Origin of the sequence: Mycobacterium scrofulaceum (genome assembly GCF_002086735.1) — a bacterium.
Lineage (GTDB): Bacteria > Actinomycetota > Actinomycetes > Mycobacteriales > Mycobacteriaceae > Mycobacterium > Mycobacterium scrofulaceum.
Genome location: NZ_MVIJ01000047.1, coordinates 19,632 through 40,649, shown reverse-complemented (window position 1 = coordinate 40,649; position 21,018 = coordinate 19,632). Strand labels below are relative to the sequence as shown.

The window sequence follows — 21,018 nt, the reverse complement described above, 5'->3', positions numbered from 1 at the left end:
ACCGGTCAAGCATTTCCGTTGTTGGCGTGTCGTTTACGTGATTCAGCCGGCCACGATTAGCCGGTCAACAGGCAGTCGCCCACGGTGCCGAATGAGCCGAGCAGGCCCCAACGTCTCATGTTCTCCCCGAAGCTCCAGGACGTAAATTGCGTGCCGTGGTCGGCGTGCAGAATGGTTGGGCTACTTAGGGTTCTGTTGTCGACAGCCATGTTGACCGCGTTGTTGACCAGTGCGGTGTCGGCGGTGGTGGAGAAGGTGCGGGCCACGATCATCCGTGAGAAGCAGTCCAGGATCGCGCAGCAGTACACCTTGCCGTCGCGGGCGGGGTGTTCGGTGATGTCGGTGCACCACAGTTGGTTGGGCCCTGTGGCGGTGAATCGCCGATTGACCAGGTCGACTGGGGTGTCGACACCGATCAGGTTGGGCTTTCGTCGCCCCGGACGCGGCAGCCCGTGCAGGCCGTATTCGGACATGATCGAGTTGACCAGCTTGTGGTTGACGTTCATCTCGTAGTCGGCCAGCAGCGCGGCGCGGATCCGTCGGCGGCCGTAGGTGCCGCGTGATCGTTGGTGGATCTCGGTGATCGTGTCGGCCACGATCAGTCGTCGCACTTCGCGATCCGGGACGGGTCGTCGCCGGTGGTACTGCAGCAAGGACCGCGTTAATCCTGTTATCCGACAGGCGGATCGGCCGGAATGTCCTCGCGCGATCAGTCCTTCAGTGATCGCGCGTCGGCGTTTTGGGGGCACCACCGCCTGCTCGTCGAACAATTCGCACGCATCGCGGGTGAGGGCCAGCTCGGCCTCGAGCTGCGCGATGCGCTTGTAGGCGGCCGCCAGCTCGTCGGCTTCCACGCTCGGAATGCCCTCGATGAGCCCGGCGTCGATGAGTGCCTGACGTTTCCATCGGAACAGTGTGGCCTGACAGATGCAGGTCTCGGCAGCCAAGGCGGCAACGGGTTCCCCTGATCGCAGCCGTGCAACGATTTGCCGGCGCACCGAAGACGAATACTGACGGGGCATGTGACCTCCCGATGATCACTCTGCCCTCGACTCTCACAACCCTGGACCAACAACACGGGTACAGATCTGTTGGACTCATTCACAGGGAACACGCCAGGTCAGCCTGCCTAGGCGCGGCCGCATGTACCGAATCAGGATCGCTGACCAGGAAGCGGATGAGCGGGACGGCGTCGTTGGGGGCGGTGCCGTCCATCACCGTGGTGGCGTCGGGTGAGTTTTTGGCGATCTTCGACGGGGGATGGTCGGCTTCAGCACAGCTGAGCCCAACGGGTCACCATCATAACGGCCGTCCCGCTAATCCTCGGGTGGGCAAAGCGCCCCTTCCACGAGTTGGCGCAGCATTCGGGTCATGGCCACCATCTCCGGGTAACTCCGGACGTAGCCCGCGTACACCCCCACGCCGCAACCCACGACGAGCAGCGGTTCGACCATTGCCGATGCATCAATATCCGCAGCGAGTTCGCCGCGCTCAATCGCATCGTTGACGAAGCGTGTCAATACTTTCCGAATGATCCAAAGGGGATCGTTTTCGGTGCCAACCAATTCGGGATGGCGCTGCGATTCGATTACGCCAGTGACTAAAAACGCAGACCCGGCGGAAGTTTCCGAACCGGCTCTCATCGCCGCGGAGATGAACGCCATCAGGCGAGCCACCAGCGAATTCTCGATGTCCGCATGTTTAACACCGGCTCCGATGACGCATTCGTTGGTCTCAACCAGCACTTCCTGATACAACGCTCGCTTGCTCGAGAAGTAGTGGTTGATCGCCGGCCGGCTCAGTTCGGCGCGCGCGGCGATGTTTTGGAGCGTCGCGCCGTCGTAGCCGCGTTCGCTAAACACCAAACGAGCAGCTTGGACAATTCGCTGACGCGCGTCGCCGGCCGTCGCGGCAGGCGGGCGGCCCGGTCTGCGATTACCCTTTTGCGGCGCCATTTCAGTGTGTCATTTGCCGCGGTGCGGCATTAGCGGTTTTGGCGGCATGATGCCAAGTGCGGGTCGTCGCCTCGATCATTCCATGCGAATGCTCATCGATTCCACGCGGGTGTTCAACAAAAGCCGCAGTGGAATACCGGCTCGCGAATCGGCTGCGCCCCGCGAAGGCAATCACCACTGGCCGATATTGCTTGCGCCCTGGATGAGCCTGACTGGGATCTGCGCCACGTGATGCTGCATCACCGGGATCTGCTTGATGACCAGATCCGCGTCGGCGCAGGATTGCGTCGAGAGCTGTCCCGGATGCTGACTGTGCTCGCACGCGAAAACCCTCCCACCACAAAAGCTCATCGCCCACTCTATGCGGGAATGCCCATTTATGGGTTGATTGTGTTATCCCCTACCTGGCGGCCCCAGACGTATTCGATCGCATACGGCGATCCAGTGTCCAGGTGGTTGTACGGTGCAAGGCTGTTGCCGGAGTCCATCACCAACTCCGGTGCGGGCCACAAGTCGTGGGTGATCGGCTGCCAGCACCCCGGGGCTCCCCCGGGCCCACCGCGGGCGTTCACCCGCGGCAGGTTCTCGGGGTAGATGTAGGGGTTGGGCGCCCCACCGACCACCCCGGCGACACCGCCCACCAGCGAAGCGATGACGGGCGCCGCGGACACCGGGTTCGCGATCAGTCCCAGCCCGGAGAGCACCTCGGTGTCCATGTTTAACGAGTAGCCGTTGAAGCCTCCTTCGGAGGCACCCGTGATGGGCACGATGTCGTGGTAGTTGCGCAGGGCGCAGAACAGTTCGGGGCTGTAGGTGTCCAGTAGCTGGGCCGTGGGCACCAGGTCGGCGGCGCCTCGCGCCAGATACGGCCCGCCCTTGTTGAACAGCTCGGCACCGGTGTTACCGAACCCGGCCGCCGCCAACAACGCCTGATCCAAATCCTTCTGCTGCGCATTGATGGTGCGCGAGGTGATCACCGCGTTGTTCAAGAAGTCGAACAGATCCGGCGACGCATCCGCATACGTGTCCCCCAGCGCCGCCAACCGCGCAATATCCTTGCGCGCCTGCGGCAGCTGCGGATTCACGTCATCAAGCAAGGCGTTAGCGTTGGTCACCGACTGACCGAACTTCTCCCCCAACCCCGTCAACGACTGCGCCGCCGCGCTCAACGTCAAATTCAGCTTGACCGGATCCACCTTCTGCGCAATCGAGGTGATCGTCTGAAACAAGGTATTGATCTCGGTGGTCACCGACCGCGCATCGATCACCGTGTGCGACGAAATCTTCTGCGGCGACGGATGAGCCGGGGTCGTCAACGCCACATACTTACCACCGAACACCGTCGTCGCCTTGATATCGGCATTCACATTCGACGGAATCAACGCCAAATACCGCGGATACACCTCCAAGGTGAACTTCGCCGCCGGCTTCCCATCACGCACCGTCTCCGCGATCTTGCCCACCCGGCCGATCTGCACCCCGTTATAGGTCACCTTCGAACCCGGATCCATCAGTGACCCGGCGCGGGTGGCGATCATGGTCAGCTGCGTCTTTTCGGTGAAGGCACCCCGGAACTGCCCGTACACCAAGGCCAAAATCAGCGCGAAAACGAGCAACACGGCCACGGCGATCCACTTATACGGCGGGGTCCGCGGGGCGTTGGTCTGAGTCCTGACCAACGTCCAGTCAGCGTTTCGGTACCTCGCGCAGGACAGCACGTACCCTCCTTGGCGCGCAGGTGATTTGACGATGGCGATGCACCATCGCCGAAACCTTGTCAGTTTCATGAGCGGCGTAAGCGAAATGCCAGCCGGGAGGTTAGTCTGATCGGCTCCTCGCGCAAGTGGTCATGCATTTCCCGGGTCATTAGGCCGTCGTCGAGGTATGAGCAGCAGCGAGGCGGGTAATGACGTGGACGCACGCGGCCTTGGTCGGCCGGCGGCGGTCGGTGCATGCCACTGGTAATCGCGCGGCCGGTGAGCCTGAAATCCCGAACCGCACGTGTCCACACGTGAGGCTTGGTTGGCGCAAGCAGCATATTCATTGCAGACCATCGCTCTCCGTCTGCGCGATTTCGCTCGCACAACTCGGAAAGCTCGTTCGACAGCCAGACGACATGGCATGTAGTGGCAGCATCGAGGAGCTTGTGAGCCAGGGATCGTTCGACCGTTTGCCTGACATGAATCCTCCTCCGGCGTAAAGGCGGATATGGATAAAGGACTACTAGTAGCGCTACACTACTACTAGTAGCGCTACACCACTACCAGTAGTGTTAGTTGCGTTGGGACGGGTCAATCGTCCGATGCAGGCACGATTCGGTGCGTGCCAGGTACCCGCGGGGCTTACGGTGATTTCAGTGTCAGGGTGAGGTCGCCGCGTGTTGCGGTGGTTGGATCCTGATCACCTGGTGTCTGGCTCATAGGCTCGGTGCTGCCTTCGGGTTGGCGTGCATGCGTTTTGTCGGCATCAGGTGTGAAGGACCGGCCGGCGTGACTTGATAGGAGCGTGGCATCCCCCCCGACTGAGATGTGTCCGCCGACCGGCCCAACCGTCACCTCACAGTGAATGGAGGCAACCACCATGGTTGTTGTTGGAGCCGATGTACACAAGCGCACGCACACCTTTGTCGCGGTCGACGAGGTTGGGCGCAAGCTCGGGGAGAAGGTCGTCGAAGCGACCACCGCCGGGCATGCTGGAGCGGTGATGTGGGCCCGGGAATGTTTCGGTGCCCAGCTGGTGTGGGCGATCGAGGATTGCCGGCACCTATCAGCCCGGTTAGAACGCGACCTTCTCACCGCAGGGCAGCAGGTCGTGCGCATCCCACCGAAGCTGATGGCTCAGACCCGTGCCTCAGCACGCACGCGCGGTAAGTCTGACCCCATCGATGCACTGGCGGTCGCGCGCGGGTTTCTGCGTGAACCTGATCTGCCGATTGCTTCTCATGATGAGATATCGCGCGAGCTGAAGTTGTTAGTTGACCGCCGCGAAGTCCTTGTGGCACAACGCACGGCGACGATTAGCCGGCTGCGTTGGCGAGTCCATGAACTCGATCCCGAACGGGCCCCCAAGGCTGCATCGCTGGACCGAGCCAAACACCGCCAGATCCTGGGCGCGTGGCTGATCACAGTCCCGGGCCTGGTTGCCGAACTGGCTTGTGAGGAGTTGGCCGACATCACCCGGCTCACCGAGCAGATCGATGCGTTGGCCAAGCGCATCGGCGAACGCGTTCGCGCCGTGGCGCCTACCCTGCTGGCAATACCGGGCTGTGGGGACTTGACCGCGGCCAAACTCGTTGGGGAAACCGCCGGAGTGACTCGTTTCAAGAGCGAGGCCGCCTTCGCTCGCCATGCCGGGGTGGCGCCGATCCCGGTGTGGTCAGGTAACAGCGCGGGCAGGGTCCGCATGACTCGCTCTGGAAACCGGCAACTCAACGCGGCCGTGCACCGCATCGCGGTCACCCAGATCCGCCTCCAAGGCTGCGGGCAGGCCTACTACCGCAAACGCGTCGCCACCGGCGACTCCAAACACGAAGCCTTGCGCTGCATCAAACGACGCCTATCCCGCATCGTGTTCAGCCGTCTCCACACCGATCACCACAACCGGACCCAGCCTTGCCAAACGGCAGCGGCTTGACATAGGAGAAACACATGGAGCGCGACGCCCTTGAATTCCCCGTTGACGACGATGACGACGTCGACCCACGCCGGCTACGCTCAAGGACCCGGCTATTGGATGCTGCCACCACGCTCCTCAGCGCCGGCGGCATCGAAGCCGTCACCGTTGACGCGGTCACCAAAGTCTCCAAAGTCGCGCGCACGACCCTGTATCGCCACTTCAGCAGCTCCACTCAGCTGCTGGCCGCCACGTTTGAACGGCTGCTGCCGCAGGTCCATCCACCGCCGGGGACGGGTCCGTTGCGCGACCAACTCATCGAACTGTTGAGCCGACAAGCCACGCTGTTCCAGGAGGCACCGCTACACGTCACCACACTGGCTTGGGTCGCGCTTGGCCCAGCATCAAATAGCAGCGCCCAGGAAACCTACGATCGGCACGCGCTGCGGACACGAATCGTCGACCAATATCGCCAGCCGTTCGATCGCCTTTTGCAAAGCCCCAAAGCCCGCGCCGACCTCGATGAATTCGACCCGCAGCTGATCCTGTGTCAACTTGTGGGGCCACTCGCGTTCGCTCGACTCACCGGCATGCGTGCCATCGATCGTCAAGACTGTGAGCGCATCGTCGATGACTTCCTTGCCGCGCACCGCCGCCACGCCGATGAGCCCGCAACGCAGGCCCCCTCCGCAAACCAGCTTCCCGCAGCAGCCGCTCCGGCTACCCGAGTGTGGCCAATTGCCGACCACGAGATCGGCAACGACAGATAGTTCCGGAGGCGACCTGGACGGGTGGCCGCCACGCACCTGCGTCCCGCCGCTGTGCGGAAACGCGTACTGAACGCGGGCTGACCGCGAACTAATCCGGTAGCGACTGCCGTTTGCACCAGGTGCGCGGCGGTCGGGAATTGGGGTCATATCGGCGCGATCTCGGCCAGGATCAGCTGTACGCCGAGCCGTTCCGGCGCCGGCGATCTCGTCGAGACGCTCGATCTCCGGAAGCGTCTGTCGGGCGGCCATGGTGTCGTCGACGATGATCTGGCCTGGCCCGCCGCCGGCCGCGCTCGCGTTGGTGTCGCCGCTGTGGCTGCCACGTCGGTCAGGGCGCTCAGTTGCTCGTCGATGCGAATGGTTAGGGTTCGATCCGCGCGCTTAGGGTGTCAATCAGGTGAGCAAGCATCCGGCTTCGCTCCGCGTGGTGGTCGTCGAAATCGGCCGGTCAAGGCCTCGACAAGGCGCCGTGTTTGACCCGCATCCGGCCGCGGGCCAGGTCAGCGAGTTGTCCGGCGTCGCGCTCGCCAGCGATCAACGCCTCAAGCATGTCGCGAACCGAGACGGTGACTAGTTTCAACGCGCCACCGCCGGCACTTTAATCAACGCGTCCTCGAGCAGCTTAATCAACGCGTCCTCGAGCAGCTTCTCCAGCTGCCGCCAGTAGCGGGCGCGTCCGCCGGTCAGGTCGACCCGCAGCCGTGTGTAATCGTGCAGCCGCCGCCCCGGTGCCGGCGGCACGAACGATGGCCGCAGCATGCCGTTCTCGGTGAACTTGCCAGCCACACCGCGTCCAACTTGTCGTGCTTCACGTCGCGGACGTTGACCAGCCTGCTCGAAGCGCCAGTGCGTGACCCTCCCAGGTCGGGCCCGGCGCCAGGCTAAACCACAGGCTCACAAACCAGAGTGAAATGGCGTCGGTGGGCAACCCGACCACATTTTCACGCCTGCGAGGCGTCGCCGAAGGCAATCAGGGGGCTGAACCGCCTTGCCCAGTGGGTCGGGTGAGGCTGGGAATGATGAACTCAACGACGAGCGCTTGCACGGTGCGACCGGTGGGGGGTCGGCTAGGGATGATGGACCGGAATATTAGGTAGCCGGGCAGTAGGTCCCAAAGTTCGTCGTTAATGGCGGCGCCGGCGATATCACCGCGGTCGACGGCCTGCCTCAGGATGTGCTGGACCGAGGCTTTCCACTGCTCGAGGAACTGATGCCGTATCGCTTCGTTGAGCGCGGCGTTACGCGACACCTCGACAAGCACCGCGCGGATGGTGCTGGCGTGCTGGCGGGCCTGTTGGCTCACCAACTCCCCAAGTTCCAGCAAATCTCCCCGCAGTGTGCCGGTATCGGGCGGGACCACGACCTGGCGGATCCCCTCGATGAACGCGGTCAGCACCAATTCGGCTTTCGACGGCCATCGCCGGTACACCGTCGCCTTGCTGGCGCGGGCGGCGGCCGCCACCGCGTCCACCGTCAACCGGTCATACCCGTGTTGCTGCAGCAGGCTTAACGTCACCGCAAGCACCTCGGCCTCCCGCGGCGACCACTGTGAGGAGTCCGCGGGACGATCGGCGATCTGGGACACAGTGCCCACGATAGAACCGTCGCAGGTTTTGTTTCCCAGTGACTGTCCCCATCGGTTGGAGCCGTGGTCATGCGCGTTGGGTGCACAATTGGTGGATACCCAGAGCGTCTCATACGGCTGCCGGACTGATGTTGCCAAGATAGCTGTGGCGGCGTTCAACGTTATAGAAGTTGTCGAAGTAGTCGGCTATCGCACCGGCCAATTCCATGCTGGTCTCCCAGCCCGGGTGTTGAGCAGCTCGACCCGTATCCGGGCACAGAAGAACTCCATGGCGGCGTTGCCTATGCGCAATCCCCGCTGGTATCGGGCAACACGCGTCAATCATGGATAATTGCCGTTATCCATCAAATCGTGCGACCATTGCTTCATGGCACCGCCGCGTCCCGGCCACAATAATAGGGAATCCAGTTACCCGCCATGGTTTTTGGAATTCCTCGCCGATCGTGCGATACGCAAGCCGTCACCCCATACGATGAGGGCATACCGCCAAGATTTCGACGCCATCGCCACTCTGCTTGCCGACATCCCCGAGCAGGTCGTTGATTTGAGGCCCGATGTCCTGATCAAGGACGCGCTGCGGACCGCCTTCGCCACTTACGCGCAGACCCACTCGGCCGCATCGATTCGGCGATGCTGGTCGAACTGGAACACGTTGTGCGACTACCTCTATAGCCGCGACGTTATCGCAGCTAATCCGATGTCACTGATCGGCCGACCCAAAGTCGCTAAGACGCTCCCGAAAGGCCTTGGCGCCGAGACGGTTTCCGGGCTGCTGGCGGCGATCGATCTGGACCAAGGTTCAAGGCGCCGTTCCGACTGGTCCGAGCGGGACCGGGCTATCGTCCTGACGGCTGTGCTCGCCGGACTGCGGGCAGACGAACTGGTGCGTGCCGACGTCGGCGATATTCGACCCACCGATGGGGGAGGCGTCATCCACGTCCACGGCAAGGGAAACAAAGATCGCCGAATACCGATAGAACACGCCCTCATTCGCGAACTCGAGGCGTATCTGGGATCCCGAGCAGCTCGCTTTCCAGGCACGACAAAGCGGCGGTCCGCCGAAACCGGGCTTGCCGCCTGGGCGGCCACCGCTCCACTATTCGTCGGCAGCGACGGTAAGCGGATGACACGGGGCACGCTCCAGTACCGGGTACTACGCGCGTTCAAGAAAGCGGGGCTGAACAGTCAACGCGCCGCCGGAGTCTTGGTACACGGTTTCCGCCACACCTTCGTTATCTGTACTGCTTCCTACCGGATGAGGTACGTGGGTTCAGCGGCGTGACACGCCGGTGCCATACGAATATCCCCTACTTTGAGGCACGACAGTTACGTTCGACACGTGCCATCGTTTTGGGCCGAACGGGCGATCTCACCTCTCGACGGGTCTGAGCTGTGGGTGGTGCTCGATCCCGGGTTGGTGATGCACCGGGAAGCCAGTGACTTCCTACGGGCGCTGTACGGGGCTAGCCGATCGCCGCACACCATCCGTGCCTATGCCGGCCGGGTGGCCAACTTCATGTCCTGGTGCGCCGATCAGGGAGTCGAGTGGTCCTCGATCAGCTTGGCGAACTTGGCGCGGTTCAAACACTTCCTGGAAGCAACGCCGTACCGAGGCCGGCGGCTGCGCTCGGGTACGACGGTCAACGCCACGCTGACCGCGGTGTGCGAGTTTCTGCGGTTTTGCGCCAGAACCGGGATGATCGAACAGGCCGTGGCCGACCGGCTGGCCGAGCCGCGTTGGCTGCGTTTCACCCCGGCCGGCTTCGATACTGGCGAGTCCGGCCAGTTCCGCATGGTGCGAGCGCGGATGCTCAAATCCAGGGCGCAGACAACGTTTCCGGAGGCGCTGAGCCCCGAGCAGTCCGCACGGGTCCTGGCGTGTTGTCGACGACCTCGAGAACGCTTCATGACCACCCTGTTGCATGACAGTGGGCTGCGGATCGGCGAAGCCCTGGGACTGCGCAGGGGCGACTTGCACCTGCTTCCCGACTCCCGCCAGTTGGGTTGCGCGGTGCTGGGCGCTCACGTTCACGTGCGCCATCGGGCCAATCCCAATGGGGCGCTGGCCAAGTCGCGGTTTCCTCGAAGCGTGCCGACCAGCCAGGCGGTGTCGTTGGCGTACGCTGATTACCAGTTTGAGCGCAGCGAAATCCTCGGTGAGGATGACTGCGACATGGTGTTCGTCAACCTTTATCACGAGCCGCTGGGTGCGGCAATGACCTATCGTGCGGCGAAGCGTTTCTTCGAACGGCTGGCCACTGAGTGCGGTTTTGCGGTGCGACCGCACATGTTTCGGCACACAGCGGCCACGAATTGGGTGCGCGCTGGTGTCGATCTCGACGTCGTGCAGCGACTGTTGGGTCACGTCGCGCTGGGATCGACTGCTGTTTACCTGCATGCACGAGACGAGGACAAACGCCGGGCCGTGGAGGCTGTGGCCGCTGGGGAGCCCTACCGGTGAGCACGCCGGCGCCGCGACCGAGGGCCGACGCCGAGGCCGGTCGGGGGTCGGTGAGCGATGCCGGCTGGCTGGAATGGTTATCGGCCCACCTCGAAACCGCGTGGCGGCCCGATGAGTGGGACGGAGCGTTGTGGCTGTTCACCGGCGATTTGGACAGCGAACGCACAGCTGCATGGCGGTGTCGCACTCCCGGCTGTCCCACGCCGGCACGAAGCTATAACGGCCGCTGTTTCGGTTGTCGACACTCCCTGTCGAAGGCCGGTGTCTCTGAGGAGGAGTTCGACCGCCAGCCCCGCCGTCGGTCGACTCGCCCGGTTGCCCGAGGTGTGTGTACGGTGCCCGGCTGCGAGTGCGAGCTGGACTGCCGGGGCTTGTGCCGGCGGCACGCGCTGGATTGGCGCAAGGCTGGCGGCGGGCCGGTGGAGGAGTTCATCGCCTCGGCCCAGCCGCTGCATCGCAGGCCGCCGTGTTTGGTAGCTGGCTGCGCCCGTGAAGGCGTCGCCCGGCACGGATTATGCAAATATCACGGCATTCGCCTATACCGAGAGCGCGGCGGTTCGCTCTCGCGCGAGGAGCTGGCCGCCTGGGTTGCCAAGGAAAAGCCCCGGATCGCCAGCCACCAGTTCTGTTTGGCTGACCTGCCACAGCTGGTGCGACTGGAGTTGCTTTATGCGCTGCAACGCCGCGACGAGTCTCCACCTTCGCTGGACCCGTTGCAGGTTCGCATCCTCATCAGCCGCCTGGATGGGGCCAGCTCGGTGCGCCGCGCCGATCCTGAAGCGGTGTGTGAAAGCGGTGGCGTGCAATACAACGGGACCATCAAGGGCTTCTACAGTGACCTGCGCCGCCATCTGGAACGAGCCTGGACCTACTACACCGGCACCGATCCCTATGCCGGCGATGTGTGGCATCTCGAGCTGTTGGATTTGCAGTCCAATGGGTCGCGACGCTGGCCGGCGACCCAGGGCACCGTCGACTTCGGCGCGATCGAGCTGCGCTGGTTGCGGGAGGTGCTCAAGGACTGGGCCCGTAGCACCCGCCCCTACGTGCAAGGACTGCGGCAAGCGCTGCGGGCCTGCCAGGTGGCCTCTCAAACGCTGGTGGCCGCCGGGCGCACCGATCCCGCCATCCTGGGTGCGGGTGACTTCGTCCTCATCGAGCAGGCCATCGCCGAGTATCGCCGCGCTGATGGCTCTCTGTACTCCGCGAAGTACCGCATTCAGCTGTTGCGGGTGTTTGACCAGATGATCGAGCACGCCCGCACCAACGCACTGATGAGCGAGGTGCCCGACCCGTTCCGGCCCTCGCGGCGCCGTTACCGGCTGATCGAGGAAACCAACGAGGAACAGTTGGGTAAAGCGCTGCCCGAGAAAGTGATTCGTCAACTCGACCAGCATCTATCCCTGTTGGGCCCGACGGGGCCAAACGGCTCGATGAGCGCCGCAGACCTGCGGGCCATGCATCAGACCATCTACCAGATCCTGCGTGACACTGGCCGGCGCCCCGGTGAGATCGTCAGCCTCAAGGTCGGCTGCGTTGAGGTGATCGACGGCCAACACAACTTGGTCTATGACAACCACAAGGCCGCTCGGCTGCGTCGACGCCTGCCCATCACCAGCGAGACCGCCGAGATCATAATGGCTTGGCAGCATCGCCGCACACAGCTGCCCACCGCGCCGGCGACTCGCCAATGGCTGTTTCCCTCCCCGCTGCTGCGCTCCCGCCAGGCCCGCGGGCACCTGATCGCCTCCAGCGTCGGGGTGTCGTTTCGTTATTGGACACAATCGATTCCCAACATCGACGGTGAACTGCTGGGTTCCGACGGGACACCGCTGCCGTTCGACCGCGCCCTGATCACCCCATATGTGCTGCGGCACAGCTACGCTCAGCGTCACGCCGACGCCGGCGTACCCGTCGACGTGCTCAAGGAGTTACTCGATCACCGCTCGATTCAAACCACGTTGGGCTACTACTCGGTCACCCATAAACGCAAGCAGCAGGCCATCCGCGCCGTGGGATCGCTGGCCATCGACGCCTCGGGCAAGCCGAGCTCGTTCGCCGACCCGCTGGCCTACGAACGGGCCTCAGTGTCGGTGCCGTTCGGCAACTGCACCGAACCGTCCAACGTCAAAGCCGGTGGCGGCGCCTGTCCGATCAGATTCCAGTGCGCAGGCTGTGGCTTTTATCGCCCGGATCCCTCCTATCTTCCCGCGATCGAAGAACACCTCCACTCGCTGAAAGCTGACCGAGAAACCGCCCGGGCGATGGAGGCCGCTGACTACGTGATCGCCAACATGAGCAGCGAAATCGAGGCGTTTAACCGTGTGGTCGACACCATGCGGCGCCGCCTGAGCGAACTCGACTCCGAGCAGCGCACCGAAATAGACGATGCCAGCCGGATCCTGCGCCGCGCCCGCGCCGCCCGGCGCATTCCGATCACCCCCGTGTCCACCTCGGGTAGCCAAACCGGATGAGTACCACCGCGGCCAACCATTCTCGCGCCGCAGCACTGAAAGCGGCCCGCACCAGGGACAGTGAGCTCAAGCGGCGACGGACACTGGGCGCGCTTGAGGCGATGGAAGCCAGCGGCGCGTCGATCACCTTCACCGCGGTCGCTAACGCCGCCGGGGTGTCCACCTGGCTGGTCTACGCCGAAGGGATCCGCGAACATATCGATGCCGCTCGAGCGCGGCAGGCCAACGACTCCCCCGCCCCAACGCCAACGCCGCCCGGGAAACACACCACGACACCGGCCAGCCTTCGCACCGACCTCGCCATCGCCCGAGATCAGATCAAAACACTGCGCGCCGAGCGCGACAAACTCCAACAGCGCCTCCGCCTGCAGCTCGGCGCCGAAATCGAAGGACCCGATCGAGCGCATCTGACCGCACGCGTCGCCGACCTGGAAGCCCTCAACCGTCGACTCGTCGCCGAGCGCGATGCCCGCACCGTCGAGGCCGACACCGCCACAAGGCATGTCGCCGAACTGCAAGACGAGCTCAGCGCCGCACGAGAAAGCCTGCGACGCGTCATCAAATCCCAAAACCGCACACCATGAGGATCAAGACAAAAGGCCATAGAGCGGGTTTCGAGCTGCAGCGGCACGGTTCTCGGCGCCGGCACCGTCGACGTAGCGCTGCGACGTCACCATCGACTCGTGTCCGAGCAGCTTCATCAGCGCGTAAACACTGGTATCGACGTTGGCCAGTTGTGTAGCGAACTCATGCCTAAGGGCGTGTATTAGAGCTCCACGCGCGCGTTGATTATTCAGGCCAGCCTTCTTAAACGCCCGAAGGACCCGGTATTGCAGTACGCCGCGGGTGATTCGGTCACCGTTGCTGCCGACGAACAGGGCCGCGGTCGTCGGCCACGCCGCGATCCCGGCGCTCGGGCCTCGACGCTTGGTGTCGGCGGGGAATCGGAGCGCCCTGGAGTCCAGGTAGCATTCCACAACGTTGATTAAGCCCTCTTCCACCGGGATTCGGCGATCCTTGTTGCCCTTACCGCGCACGTGAAGGACACCGCCACCTTCGGTGGTGGTGCGGATGTCGCCCACGTTGGCGCGGATAAGTTCATCAGCCCGCAATCCCGCCAGCACCGCCGTCAGCACCAGGGCCGCGTCGCGTTCGGGCCAGTCACTGCGCCGCGGCGAACCGCTGTCATCGTCAATCGCCGCCAACAGCCCCGACACCGTCTCGGCGCCAAGTCCCTTGGGCAACGACTTGGCGACCTTGGGCCGGCCGATCAACGACATCGGATTGGACGGAATCCGTTCGCTGTTATAGAGGAAGTCGCACAACGTGTTCCATGTCGACCAACAGCGCCGGATCGACGCGGCCTCGTGATTGTCGGCGTAGGCGGCAAACGCCGCCCGCATAGCGTCCTTCGTGATCGCAGTGGGTATCAGCTCGCCGATCCGTGCACGATCGCCGGCCAACAGCGAGGCGATCGCGACAAAGTCCTGCCGGTATGCCTTAGCCGTGTGCGGCGATGGCTTACGGACGGCGCGATCGGCCAAAAACGCCGAGAACCACGGCGGAAAGCCCGGTTCCAAAGTTGAGGCGTCATCACCCGATCTACACGACGTCGTCGCCATAGACTTAATCGTCGCATCAAGTTCGCCGGACACTCGGGATCCGCTCGCTATGCGGGCGGTGTCGCCAGCACAGGATCTACTGCATGACCGCCATACTGCGGTGGCATCGCACTATTCATCCTTCTTAGCTCTGGATGACGCGACCGGCTACGTGGGCCCGCCGGGGCGCAACAGGCGCTGATGCGCTGTCATCAGCGCCTGGTCGAAGCGGATCTTGCCCACAATTGCGCCCGTCGCGGCGGTTCGCAGGTCGGTGCCGATCTGTTCGGCCAGCAACCGCAGTTTGATGTTGTGTTCCTGGGACAGCCATTTGAGAACGCCGAACGCAATCTCGGCATCGACGTCGTAGACGAGCATGAGCATGCCCTTGACTTGCTCGATCGCGGCGCGGTTGTCGGCGATCTCGTCGACGCGGGCGGTGACCAAGTCCTGGCGGGCACGTTCGGCCGGGGTGACGTCGAGATAAAAGCCGTGAGTGCCGATGACCGCACCGTGCTCGTCGAGGAACTGATCCCCGATCATGATGACCCAGCGCACTATGCCATGGGCGTCGATGATGCGGTGCCGGCTGCTCAAGGCCCCGCGGGTATGGGTGATGTCGTCGATGGTCGCGGCTACCTGATCCCGGTCGTCGGGATGTTTGTGGGACAGCACCAGCTCGGTGGTGGGGCTCACCGTGCCGGGCTGGTATCCGTGCAACCGCTGCACGTAGTCCGACCACTCCCAGCGTTGGTCATCGAAATAGAACCGGAACCATCCCATCCGCTCCGGGGAAACCGCGGCCAACGTGTCGGCGAAGCCGGACTGGTCAGCATCAGATGAGGCTTCGCTAGGGTGACTAGCGGTGTCGTCGGCCCCGGTCGAGGCCGCACTCACCCGAACCTGGGCAGCTCGGATCTGGGCGGCATCAGCGCGCCGCTGCGCCTCAACCGCACGGTCGGCCGATTGCCGGGCACGCTGGGCCGCGCGATCAAGATCCTGCGCGGTAAAGGGACGCCGCGCATCGAGCTTGGTGCGCCGCGAGACGGCAATCTCTCGGGCGCGCTCAGCGGCCCCGTGAGCAGACCTCAACATAGTTGAACCCTATCGCCCTAACACACCGTGAGCGCCCGGCTGCCAGTCGATGTGATCAGGCTGCCGCGGCCCCGTTTGTTCAGCCCAGCGCTGACAGACCGGCGCGCCGTGTCTGAAAACTCCGCCACCGGGTAGCACCTCTCACAGGCGGATGCGGTAGTCCGGACTGTCGTACCGCTTAGCCCCCGGTTCGTCATGAAGCGGCGGCCGGGGGCGACCTTATGGCCAAAGCGTCGGCTGCGCTCGCCTATCGTCTCGATATGCCCGAAAAACCACCGCCCCCTGATCCGACCCAGGTCTTAGGCGACCTGGCCATCGAGTTGCAGGGACAAACCGACATCGAGGCAACACTGCAGGCCATTATCGAGGGTGCAGTCGCGATCGTACCGGGCACGTGCTGGGCGGGAATCTCGATGATCAAGGGCGATCACATTGAGTCACGGGCGCCCAGCGACCCCCTGGTCGCTGAACTCGATAATGCACAAGCCACCTTGAACGAAGGGCCCTGTGTGAGCGCGCTACGCGAACACCACACCGTCCTCATCGGCGATATGGCCAGCGAAACCCGATGGCCGCGCTTCACCCAGGCAGCAATAGACCGAGGTGTCCAAAGCCTGTTGGCGTTCCAACTATTCGTCCGCCACGAGAATCTCGGAGCGCTCAACCTCTACGGCGAGCAAACCAACGTGTTCAGCGACGACTCGATATTCGTTGGTGAAGTGCTCGCCCAACACGCCTCCGTAGCGATCGCCGGTGCGACCGCCGAATCCCACTTCCAGGCCGCTCTGGCCAGCCGCGACACCATCGGACAAGCCAAAGGTATTCTGATGCACCGAGAAAACCTCTCCAGCCTGCAAGCCTTCCAACTGCTCCTCAAAACCTCGCAACGGGCCAACATCAAACTCATCGACATCGCCCGCTTCGTCGTCGACCAACACGAATCAGGACTCCGCCCCACCTAAGATTCAAAAAAGCTATGCGCCCGAGGCGGCTGAGACAGGACCTGCTCCTACCTCGCCTCTCTACATCTGCGCCAGGCGTCCTCGCCGCCCGACCGACTGAAAAACTGATCTCGGCCGCCGAGAATCGCGCCCCACGTGTCTTACGTGTCCGACACTTAGAAATCTAAACGACAAGCGCTTTCGCAAAAATCAGTTCAGATAACCTACGCCACCGAACTCGCCAACGGGAACGTCAGCGTGTACGCGCTGATGAAGCTTCTTGGACACGACTCGATGGTGACCTCGCAACGCTACGTTGACGGAGCCGGCGTGGAGAACCGTGCAGCCGCTGCGCAAAACCCGCTGTATGGGCTGATCGAAACCGCTCGGGAACCATAAAGCTCCCCAGTCTTTCTGCAAGATTCTACGTTACGTCAGGTAGTCCTGATGAACCAGCTCAGTTGCATCAGGATATCTTGACGCACCGACTAGACTCCCATCCATGGGATGGGAGCATTCGCTTGGCGACCGTGGCAGCGAATGGCACGAGGGGTTCATGGCCGCCGAGTTCGACGATGGCCGCGGCGCGCTGGGAATTCTCGGCACCGGAATCCCACCAGGACACCTTGCCGTCGACCAGTATGGCGACGGTACATGGGGCCAGGAGGCGGTGCGCCGACACGGCGGTGACGCCGCGTTTGTGACCAGGCCCGCCGGCGACGTCGTTGGCTGGCGCGTTATCTGCAACTGCTACGCGCCTGGTGACGTAATGCCCAGGAAACGCTGGGTCAGTCAAGAGCTTTGGACGCGCGTTCCCTCCCCGGTGCGACACGATCCCGCTGCCTTTCGTATTTTCGCAGCAGACGACGACGTCCTGGATGTAGTCAGTGGCGGTGATGCGGATGAGGCGGGCCACGCCGTGTGGTGGAACGAGCACATCAGCGACATCGACGCCGAAGCTGAGATCGCAGCCGCACTCGCGGTGATTCGTTCTGGCGAACGACAATTGGATCGGGCCGTCCTGCACGCACGCGGTCGACAGATGTCGTGGGCGAGAATTGGTGCAGCAGCTGGCATGTCGGCGCAATCCGCTCATGAGAGATGGGCACAACGTGTGCGAGAGGCATCTCATGAGTGACCATAGCCCTACAGGCAGCAGTTGCCCCACGACGTACCGGCTGCTGCAAGGGTTCAGAGCCAGTTTCGAGGATGGCCCATTGCGGCAGCGGCTGAGTGGGCAGCCCGAATGGCACATGTACGACGACCATGCCGGGCATCTGGCGAGCTTCAGAGGTGATAGCACTGACGCCATCAGAAGCGCCATGCGCTTGGTGATGGACCGGGGTGACTTCGGCACTGGTGACTGGTTTCTCGTGGCCTCCGGTGAGTACGAGTTCCGACTTAACAATGTCGGCATCGCACTCCGAGCGGAAGCGTTACGTCGGCGTGAGGGAATGGATCACGGTGGTGAGTGATCCGGATCTGGCCGCGCACATCTACCCAACCGGTGCACGACGCGGTGGGTAAGGCCCGCGATCGAGGCGAAGGTGAGCCCGGCGGGTGGCTTCGGCAGGCTGCGACCAGGTTGGCGGCGCTCGCGGACGATCGCGGGATGACGATCTCTGTCGCCGCTGCGGAATCCCTTTTACGAGAGAGGCTTTCGCGCATCGCGGACCGTCTTGGCATCAGCTGGCACCAGGCGCAGCGCAGTTTCGACGTATCCGCCCTAGACGCTTTTGCCGACCGGTTAGTGGCAACGTTCGCTACTGAGGAACCTGGCGGTGACCTGTTTTCCCTTCCCCGCACCGCACAGATCAGCGTTTCCGGGCTCGGCCGGCTTATTGCCGGTCTGGCCGAAAGTCTGCTCGCGTGTGAGCGCACCGCGGCGCTTGAAGACGACGAACGCGCGGCTCGCCGACTCGAGATCACCGAGCTGCTGTCCGTTGCTGGGCTTATGCAGTCCGAGAGCTCGCAGGGCGATGTGTCTGCTCCCCCGGCTATGTTTCTCCGCATCGCACGCATCTTCACCACGGTGGCTGACCTCACCGATCAACCCGAACTGGCAAACACGTTAAGGCGTGACGCCATCCGTGCGCGAACTGCTGCGGTACCTGAAATGAACTAGACCAGGTTGGTTCAGTCTTCGATGGCTGTCTCTTTGACCGTGGGCCTAGTCGAAGCCGCCTTCTTCATCAGTCTCGCCGCCAATGGATCGCCGGGCTCGACCCATTGGGCGGCCCGAACGGTCCTAAAGCCACTGACGGTTCAGAACACACCGTCAGTGCTGAGTCCTGATCCTGCTTCACGGCCCAAGACCATGCCCCGTGGTCAGCTCCGCTGATCAACTACATATGTCGTCGGCGGTCGTCACCACGCTCCCCGCCGGCCGCCGCTCGATTCCGCCACGACTTGTCGGGCGGCACTTCTACCCTTGATGCTTGCGCACTCGCCAGACATCGACGCCGCGCTGACGTGGCTCGTCGCTGTGCGCCGATCGATCCGCGACCAGGGCGGTGATCCGTCGACCCGCCAGATCGAAGAGCTGCTAGAACGAGAGAGGATTTGCCGCCGATGGGTAAAGGCGCCCGAATCCGAAAGGAGCGCGCCGAGAAGCGCGACCACGAACCTGCGCAGTTGAAGGGCGGGAAGTCCAACCCAAAGCCGACGGGAAATCAGCCGCCGCCATGGCCGCCGTCGGGAAAGATGCCGCCGTTCGGGCTGGCTGGGGGCTGGCCGTCCGAAGATCCGATCTCAAAGGTCATGTCGTTCGTGAGCTCACAGCCGCAGCTGATCGTGTGCGGCCTCTTTGGGCTGGACCCAATTACATACGACGAACGTCGCGAACTGCTTGGCGGGGTCAGCCTTTACCACTCCCTCGAGACCGTCGCCTGCGTGCAGGCGCAGTGGGACGTGGCCTACTCGACCACCCGGGGCGTGCGTGACGTTGAGGGCGACTTCCTCGCCGGCGGGGGCGAGGGTGGCCTGTCCGAGAAGGTCCTCAAACGAATCATCATCTATGGCGACATGCTCATCTCGCCCCGCGCGACAGCACAGCTGCAGCGCGAAATCATCGAATACGCGTCGACGGATCACGCCGCGCCGGCGATCGATCGCAATACCCTGACGCAGCTGCTGCTGTCGATCACGACGGAGCAAAATCTCAACTCTGAGTTCGCGGGCGACGTGCCCACCACGGATGAAATCGCGAAGCTTCAGCACAAGCTGCCGAAGATGGGCCTCGAAGAGCTGCATGAATACGCGAAACCCCTTATCCAGGGCGAAATCGCGTCGGCACTCTTCAACGCACCGCTGAGGCTCGAGATCGTACTTTCAAACACCTACGATCTGTGGTTCACCAAGTGGGCACCGAGATCTAAGACCACGGGATTGGGCGCGACGCCCGCCGAGGCCTTCAAGATCGCCACCGAGGTCGAACTGATCGACATCATGCGGCTGGGGCTCCGTATCATCAAGCGCAGCACCAAGAATCAACAGGTTCGGTTCAGCCGCGATGAACTGCTCGCCGACGGCGCCTCCGAGGCGGCGATCGACTACCTCTTCACTAACATGGCGCTGAAGCTGGACGATTTCAAGACGAAGCTGCAGGAGGATCGCAACGCCGGGGAAATCGGCCACCAGCGATACACCCTCACGCGGTACCCGTTCCTCGCCATCAACGACAACGCATTCGTCACCATCCGCCACCAGTGGGCCCTCGACCGCCTCTGCGGCGGCCAGCTCTACTTCGAAGCGTGGGCCAGCCTCCCCGGATCGGCCCGACATCGGTTCAAGACCGCGATGAACGACGCCTTCGAACAGTTCGTCGCGGGCATTCTCCACCGCATCGTCGACAAGTGCCCTCATCTACTCGCGATTGCCGACGAGCCCGACATGCAGGCCGCATGGACGCAGAAGAAGGGCGTAGAGCCGTCGGTGTGCGACTGGTTGATTCTCGGCAAGGATCACTGCGTGGTGATCGACGCGACAAATCACGCGGTGAAAGAGGATGCGGCGCAGGGGCTAGCGACGTGGGAAGCCTACAGCGCCGACGTCGAGAAGATATTCATGGATACCGACCACGGCAAGTACAGTCAGCTGCTATCCACCATCGACCTCGTCCAGAAGCACCGCGGCTGGGAAGGCCACAAGGTCGACAACAAAACGATGTACGCCCCGCTGGTCATCGTGCCCGACGCCGGCGTTACCAACGGACTGTTGGCTCAGTTCGACATCAATATCCGAAGCGTGAGGGCGTTCAAGCATCTTCAGCCGCAGGTGTACGCACCCGGCATCGTTCCGCTCTCAGACCTCCAACTGCTGGAGGGTATGGCAAACATCGGGGCGAAGGGCGGCAAGAACCCCAACATGATGGATCTGATCGCGAAATGGCGCACCGCAGCTTCGAAATACGGCATGGCGTCTTTGCAGCTGTACCTCCTCAGCTATGGCGCGCCGACACTGCCGCTGAGCGACCACATCCTGAAGAACAGCGGAATGGTGATCAACCTGCTCAACGGCAACTAG

At 63.1% G+C, this 21,018-nt stretch carries 21 protein-coding genes and 1 pseudogene; 14 read left to right on the top strand and 8 right to left on the bottom strand.

What is annotated here, in order from left to right; translation table 11 throughout:
• Positions 1 to 56 precede the first annotated feature (56 nt).
• From BST44_RS30180 to BST44_RS23435, 4 genes are all read right to left on the bottom strand, one after another.
• A complete protein-coding gene (locus BST44_RS30180) occupies positions 57 to 1,022 on the bottom strand; it encodes an IS3 family transposase (protein ID WP_158086674.1) in 966 nt (321 codons plus the stop codon).
• A 294-nt stretch (positions 1,023 to 1,316) separates the two neighbouring features.
• Positions 1,317 to 1,955: a TetR/AcrR family transcriptional regulator gene (locus BST44_RS23445; protein ID WP_083179448.1), complete on the bottom strand. Its 639-nt coding sequence runs from the start codon at positions 1,953 to 1,955 to the stop codon at positions 1,317 to 1,319.
• Between the two features lie 171 nt (positions 1,956 to 2,126).
• Positions 2,127 to 2,306, bottom strand: coding sequence for a hypothetical protein (locus tag BST44_RS23440; protein ID WP_047323905.1), 180 nt, complete (start codon positions 2,304 to 2,306; stop codon positions 2,127 to 2,129).
• Between the two features lie 26 nt (positions 2,307 to 2,332).
• Positions 2,333 to 3,634 carry an MCE family protein gene (locus BST44_RS23435; RefSeq protein WP_047323916.1) on the bottom strand — a complete coding sequence of 434 codons (1,302 nt, stop codon included), beginning with the start codon at positions 3,632 to 3,634 and terminating at the stop codon, positions 2,333 to 2,335.
• Positions 3,635 to 4,520: 886 nt separating this feature from the next.
• On the opposite strand from BST44_RS23435, the gene BST44_RS23430 reads away from it, so the two are divergent.
• The 3 genes from BST44_RS23430 (at position 4,521) to BST44_RS30175 (ending at position 6,911) form a co-directional block, all read left to right on the top strand.
• Positions 4,521 to 5,588 (top strand): IS110 family RNA-guided transposase, encoded by a 1,068-nt coding sequence (locus BST44_RS23430; RefSeq protein WP_192579516.1) that lies wholly within the window; start codon positions 4,521 to 4,523, stop codon positions 5,586 to 5,588.
• A gap of 14 nt (positions 5,589 to 5,602) precedes the next feature.
• The gene (locus BST44_RS23425; protein WP_047323904.1) at positions 5,603 to 6,337 is read left to right on the top strand and encodes a TetR/AcrR family transcriptional regulator; all 735 of its coding nucleotides are present in this window, start codon (positions 5,603 to 5,605) and stop codon (positions 6,335 to 6,337) included.
• A gap of 397 nt (positions 6,338 to 6,734) precedes the next feature.
• The gene (locus BST44_RS30175) at positions 6,735 to 6,911 is read left to right on the top strand and encodes a hypothetical protein (RefSeq protein WP_156181225.1); all 177 of its coding nucleotides are present in this window, start codon (positions 6,735 to 6,737) and stop codon (positions 6,909 to 6,911) included.
• A 2-nt stretch (positions 6,912 to 6,913) separates the two neighbouring features.
• Here BST44_RS30175 and BST44_RS23420 read toward each other — a convergent pair whose 3' ends face one another.
• A complete protein-coding gene (locus BST44_RS23420) occupies positions 6,914 to 7,123 on the bottom strand; it encodes a hypothetical protein (protein ID WP_047323903.1) in 210 nt (69 codons plus the stop codon).
• Positions 7,124 to 7,307: 184 nt separating this feature from the next.
• Positions 7,308 to 7,934 (bottom strand): TetR/AcrR family transcriptional regulator, encoded by a 627-nt coding sequence (locus BST44_RS23415; RefSeq protein WP_089150880.1) that lies wholly within the window; start codon positions 7,932 to 7,934, stop codon positions 7,308 to 7,310.
• A 319-nt stretch (positions 7,935 to 8,253) separates the two neighbouring features.
• Between BST44_RS23415 and BST44_RS23410 the strand changes: the two genes are divergently transcribed.
• Genes BST44_RS23410 through BST44_RS23395 form a run of 4 tightly spaced genes read left to right on the top strand, consistent with a single transcriptional unit; the run spans position 8,254 to position 13,441 of the window.
• On the top strand, positions 8,254 to 9,204 hold the full coding sequence (locus tag BST44_RS23410) for a tyrosine-type recombinase/integrase (RefSeq protein ID WP_244184918.1): 951 nt from the start codon (positions 8,254 to 8,256) through the stop codon (positions 9,202 to 9,204).
• Between the two features lie 57 nt (positions 9,205 to 9,261).
• Positions 9,262 to 10,383, top strand: coding sequence for a tyrosine-type recombinase/integrase (locus tag BST44_RS23405; protein ID WP_208619873.1), 1,122 nt, complete (start codon positions 9,262 to 9,264; stop codon positions 10,381 to 10,383).
• Between the two features lie 50 nt (positions 10,384 to 10,433).
• The gene (locus BST44_RS23400; RefSeq protein WP_142274664.1) at positions 10,434 to 12,857 is read left to right on the top strand and encodes a tyrosine-type recombinase/integrase; all 2,424 of its coding nucleotides are present in this window, start codon (positions 10,434 to 10,436) and stop codon (positions 12,855 to 12,857) included.
• A complete protein-coding gene (locus tag BST44_RS23395; protein WP_083179445.1) occupies positions 12,854 to 13,441 on the top strand; it encodes a hypothetical protein in 588 nt (195 codons plus the stop codon). Before BST44_RS23400 ends, BST44_RS23395 begins: the two co-directional genes overlap by 4 nt.
• A 3-nt stretch (positions 13,442 to 13,444) precedes the next feature.
• Here BST44_RS23395 and BST44_RS23390 read toward each other — a convergent pair whose 3' ends face one another.
• Both BST44_RS23390 and BST44_RS23385 read right to left on the bottom strand, forming a co-directional pair.
• The gene (locus tag BST44_RS23390; RefSeq protein WP_083179444.1) at positions 13,445 to 14,479 is read right to left on the bottom strand and encodes a tyrosine-type recombinase/integrase; all 1,035 of its coding nucleotides are present in this window, start codon (positions 14,477 to 14,479) and stop codon (positions 13,445 to 13,447) included.
• A 147-nt stretch (positions 14,480 to 14,626) separates the two neighbouring features.
• On the bottom strand, positions 14,627 to 15,241 hold the full coding sequence (locus BST44_RS23385; RefSeq protein WP_083179443.1) for a PAS and ANTAR domain-containing protein: 615 nt from the start codon (positions 15,239 to 15,241) through the stop codon (positions 14,627 to 14,629).
• A 72-nt stretch (positions 15,242 to 15,313) separates the two neighbouring features.
• Here BST44_RS23385 and BST44_RS29725 point away from each other — a divergent pair, with 72 nt between their 5' ends.
• From BST44_RS29725 to BST44_RS23355, 7 genes and pseudogenes are all read left to right on the top strand, one after another.
• Positions 15,314 to 15,559 carry a hypothetical protein gene (locus tag BST44_RS29725; RefSeq protein ID WP_142274663.1) on the top strand — a complete coding sequence of 82 codons (246 nt, stop codon included), beginning with the start codon at positions 15,314 to 15,316 and terminating at the stop codon, positions 15,557 to 15,559.
• Between the two features lie 215 nt (positions 15,560 to 15,774).
• Positions 15,775 to 16,515 carry a GAF and ANTAR domain-containing protein gene (locus BST44_RS23380; RefSeq protein WP_244184917.1) on the top strand — a complete coding sequence of 247 codons (741 nt, stop codon included), beginning with the start codon at positions 15,775 to 15,777 and terminating at the stop codon, positions 16,513 to 16,515.
• Positions 16,516 to 16,716: 201 nt separating this feature from the next.
• Positions 16,717 to 16,893 (top strand): annotated as a pseudogene (locus BST44_RS31050) (tyrosine-type recombinase/integrase); the annotation flags it as partial.
• A 103-nt stretch (positions 16,894 to 16,996) separates the two neighbouring features.
• Entirely contained in the window at positions 16,997 to 17,632 is a 636-nt protein-coding gene (locus BST44_RS29720; protein ID WP_136246050.1) for a hypothetical protein, read from the top strand.
• Between the two features lie 79 nt (positions 17,633 to 17,711).
• On the top strand, positions 17,712 to 17,969 hold the full coding sequence (locus tag BST44_RS23365) for a hypothetical protein (protein ID WP_074021056.1): 258 nt from the start codon (positions 17,712 to 17,714) through the stop codon (positions 17,967 to 17,969).
• Positions 17,970 to 18,106: 137 nt separating this feature from the next.
• Positions 18,107 to 18,619 (top strand): hypothetical protein, encoded by a 513-nt coding sequence (locus BST44_RS23360; RefSeq protein ID WP_047323914.1) that lies wholly within the window; start codon positions 18,107 to 18,109, stop codon positions 18,617 to 18,619.
• Between the two features lie 446 nt (positions 18,620 to 19,065).
• Positions 19,066 to 21,018, top strand: coding sequence for a hypothetical protein (locus BST44_RS23355; RefSeq protein WP_047323898.1), 1,953 nt, complete (start codon positions 19,066 to 19,068; stop codon positions 21,016 to 21,018).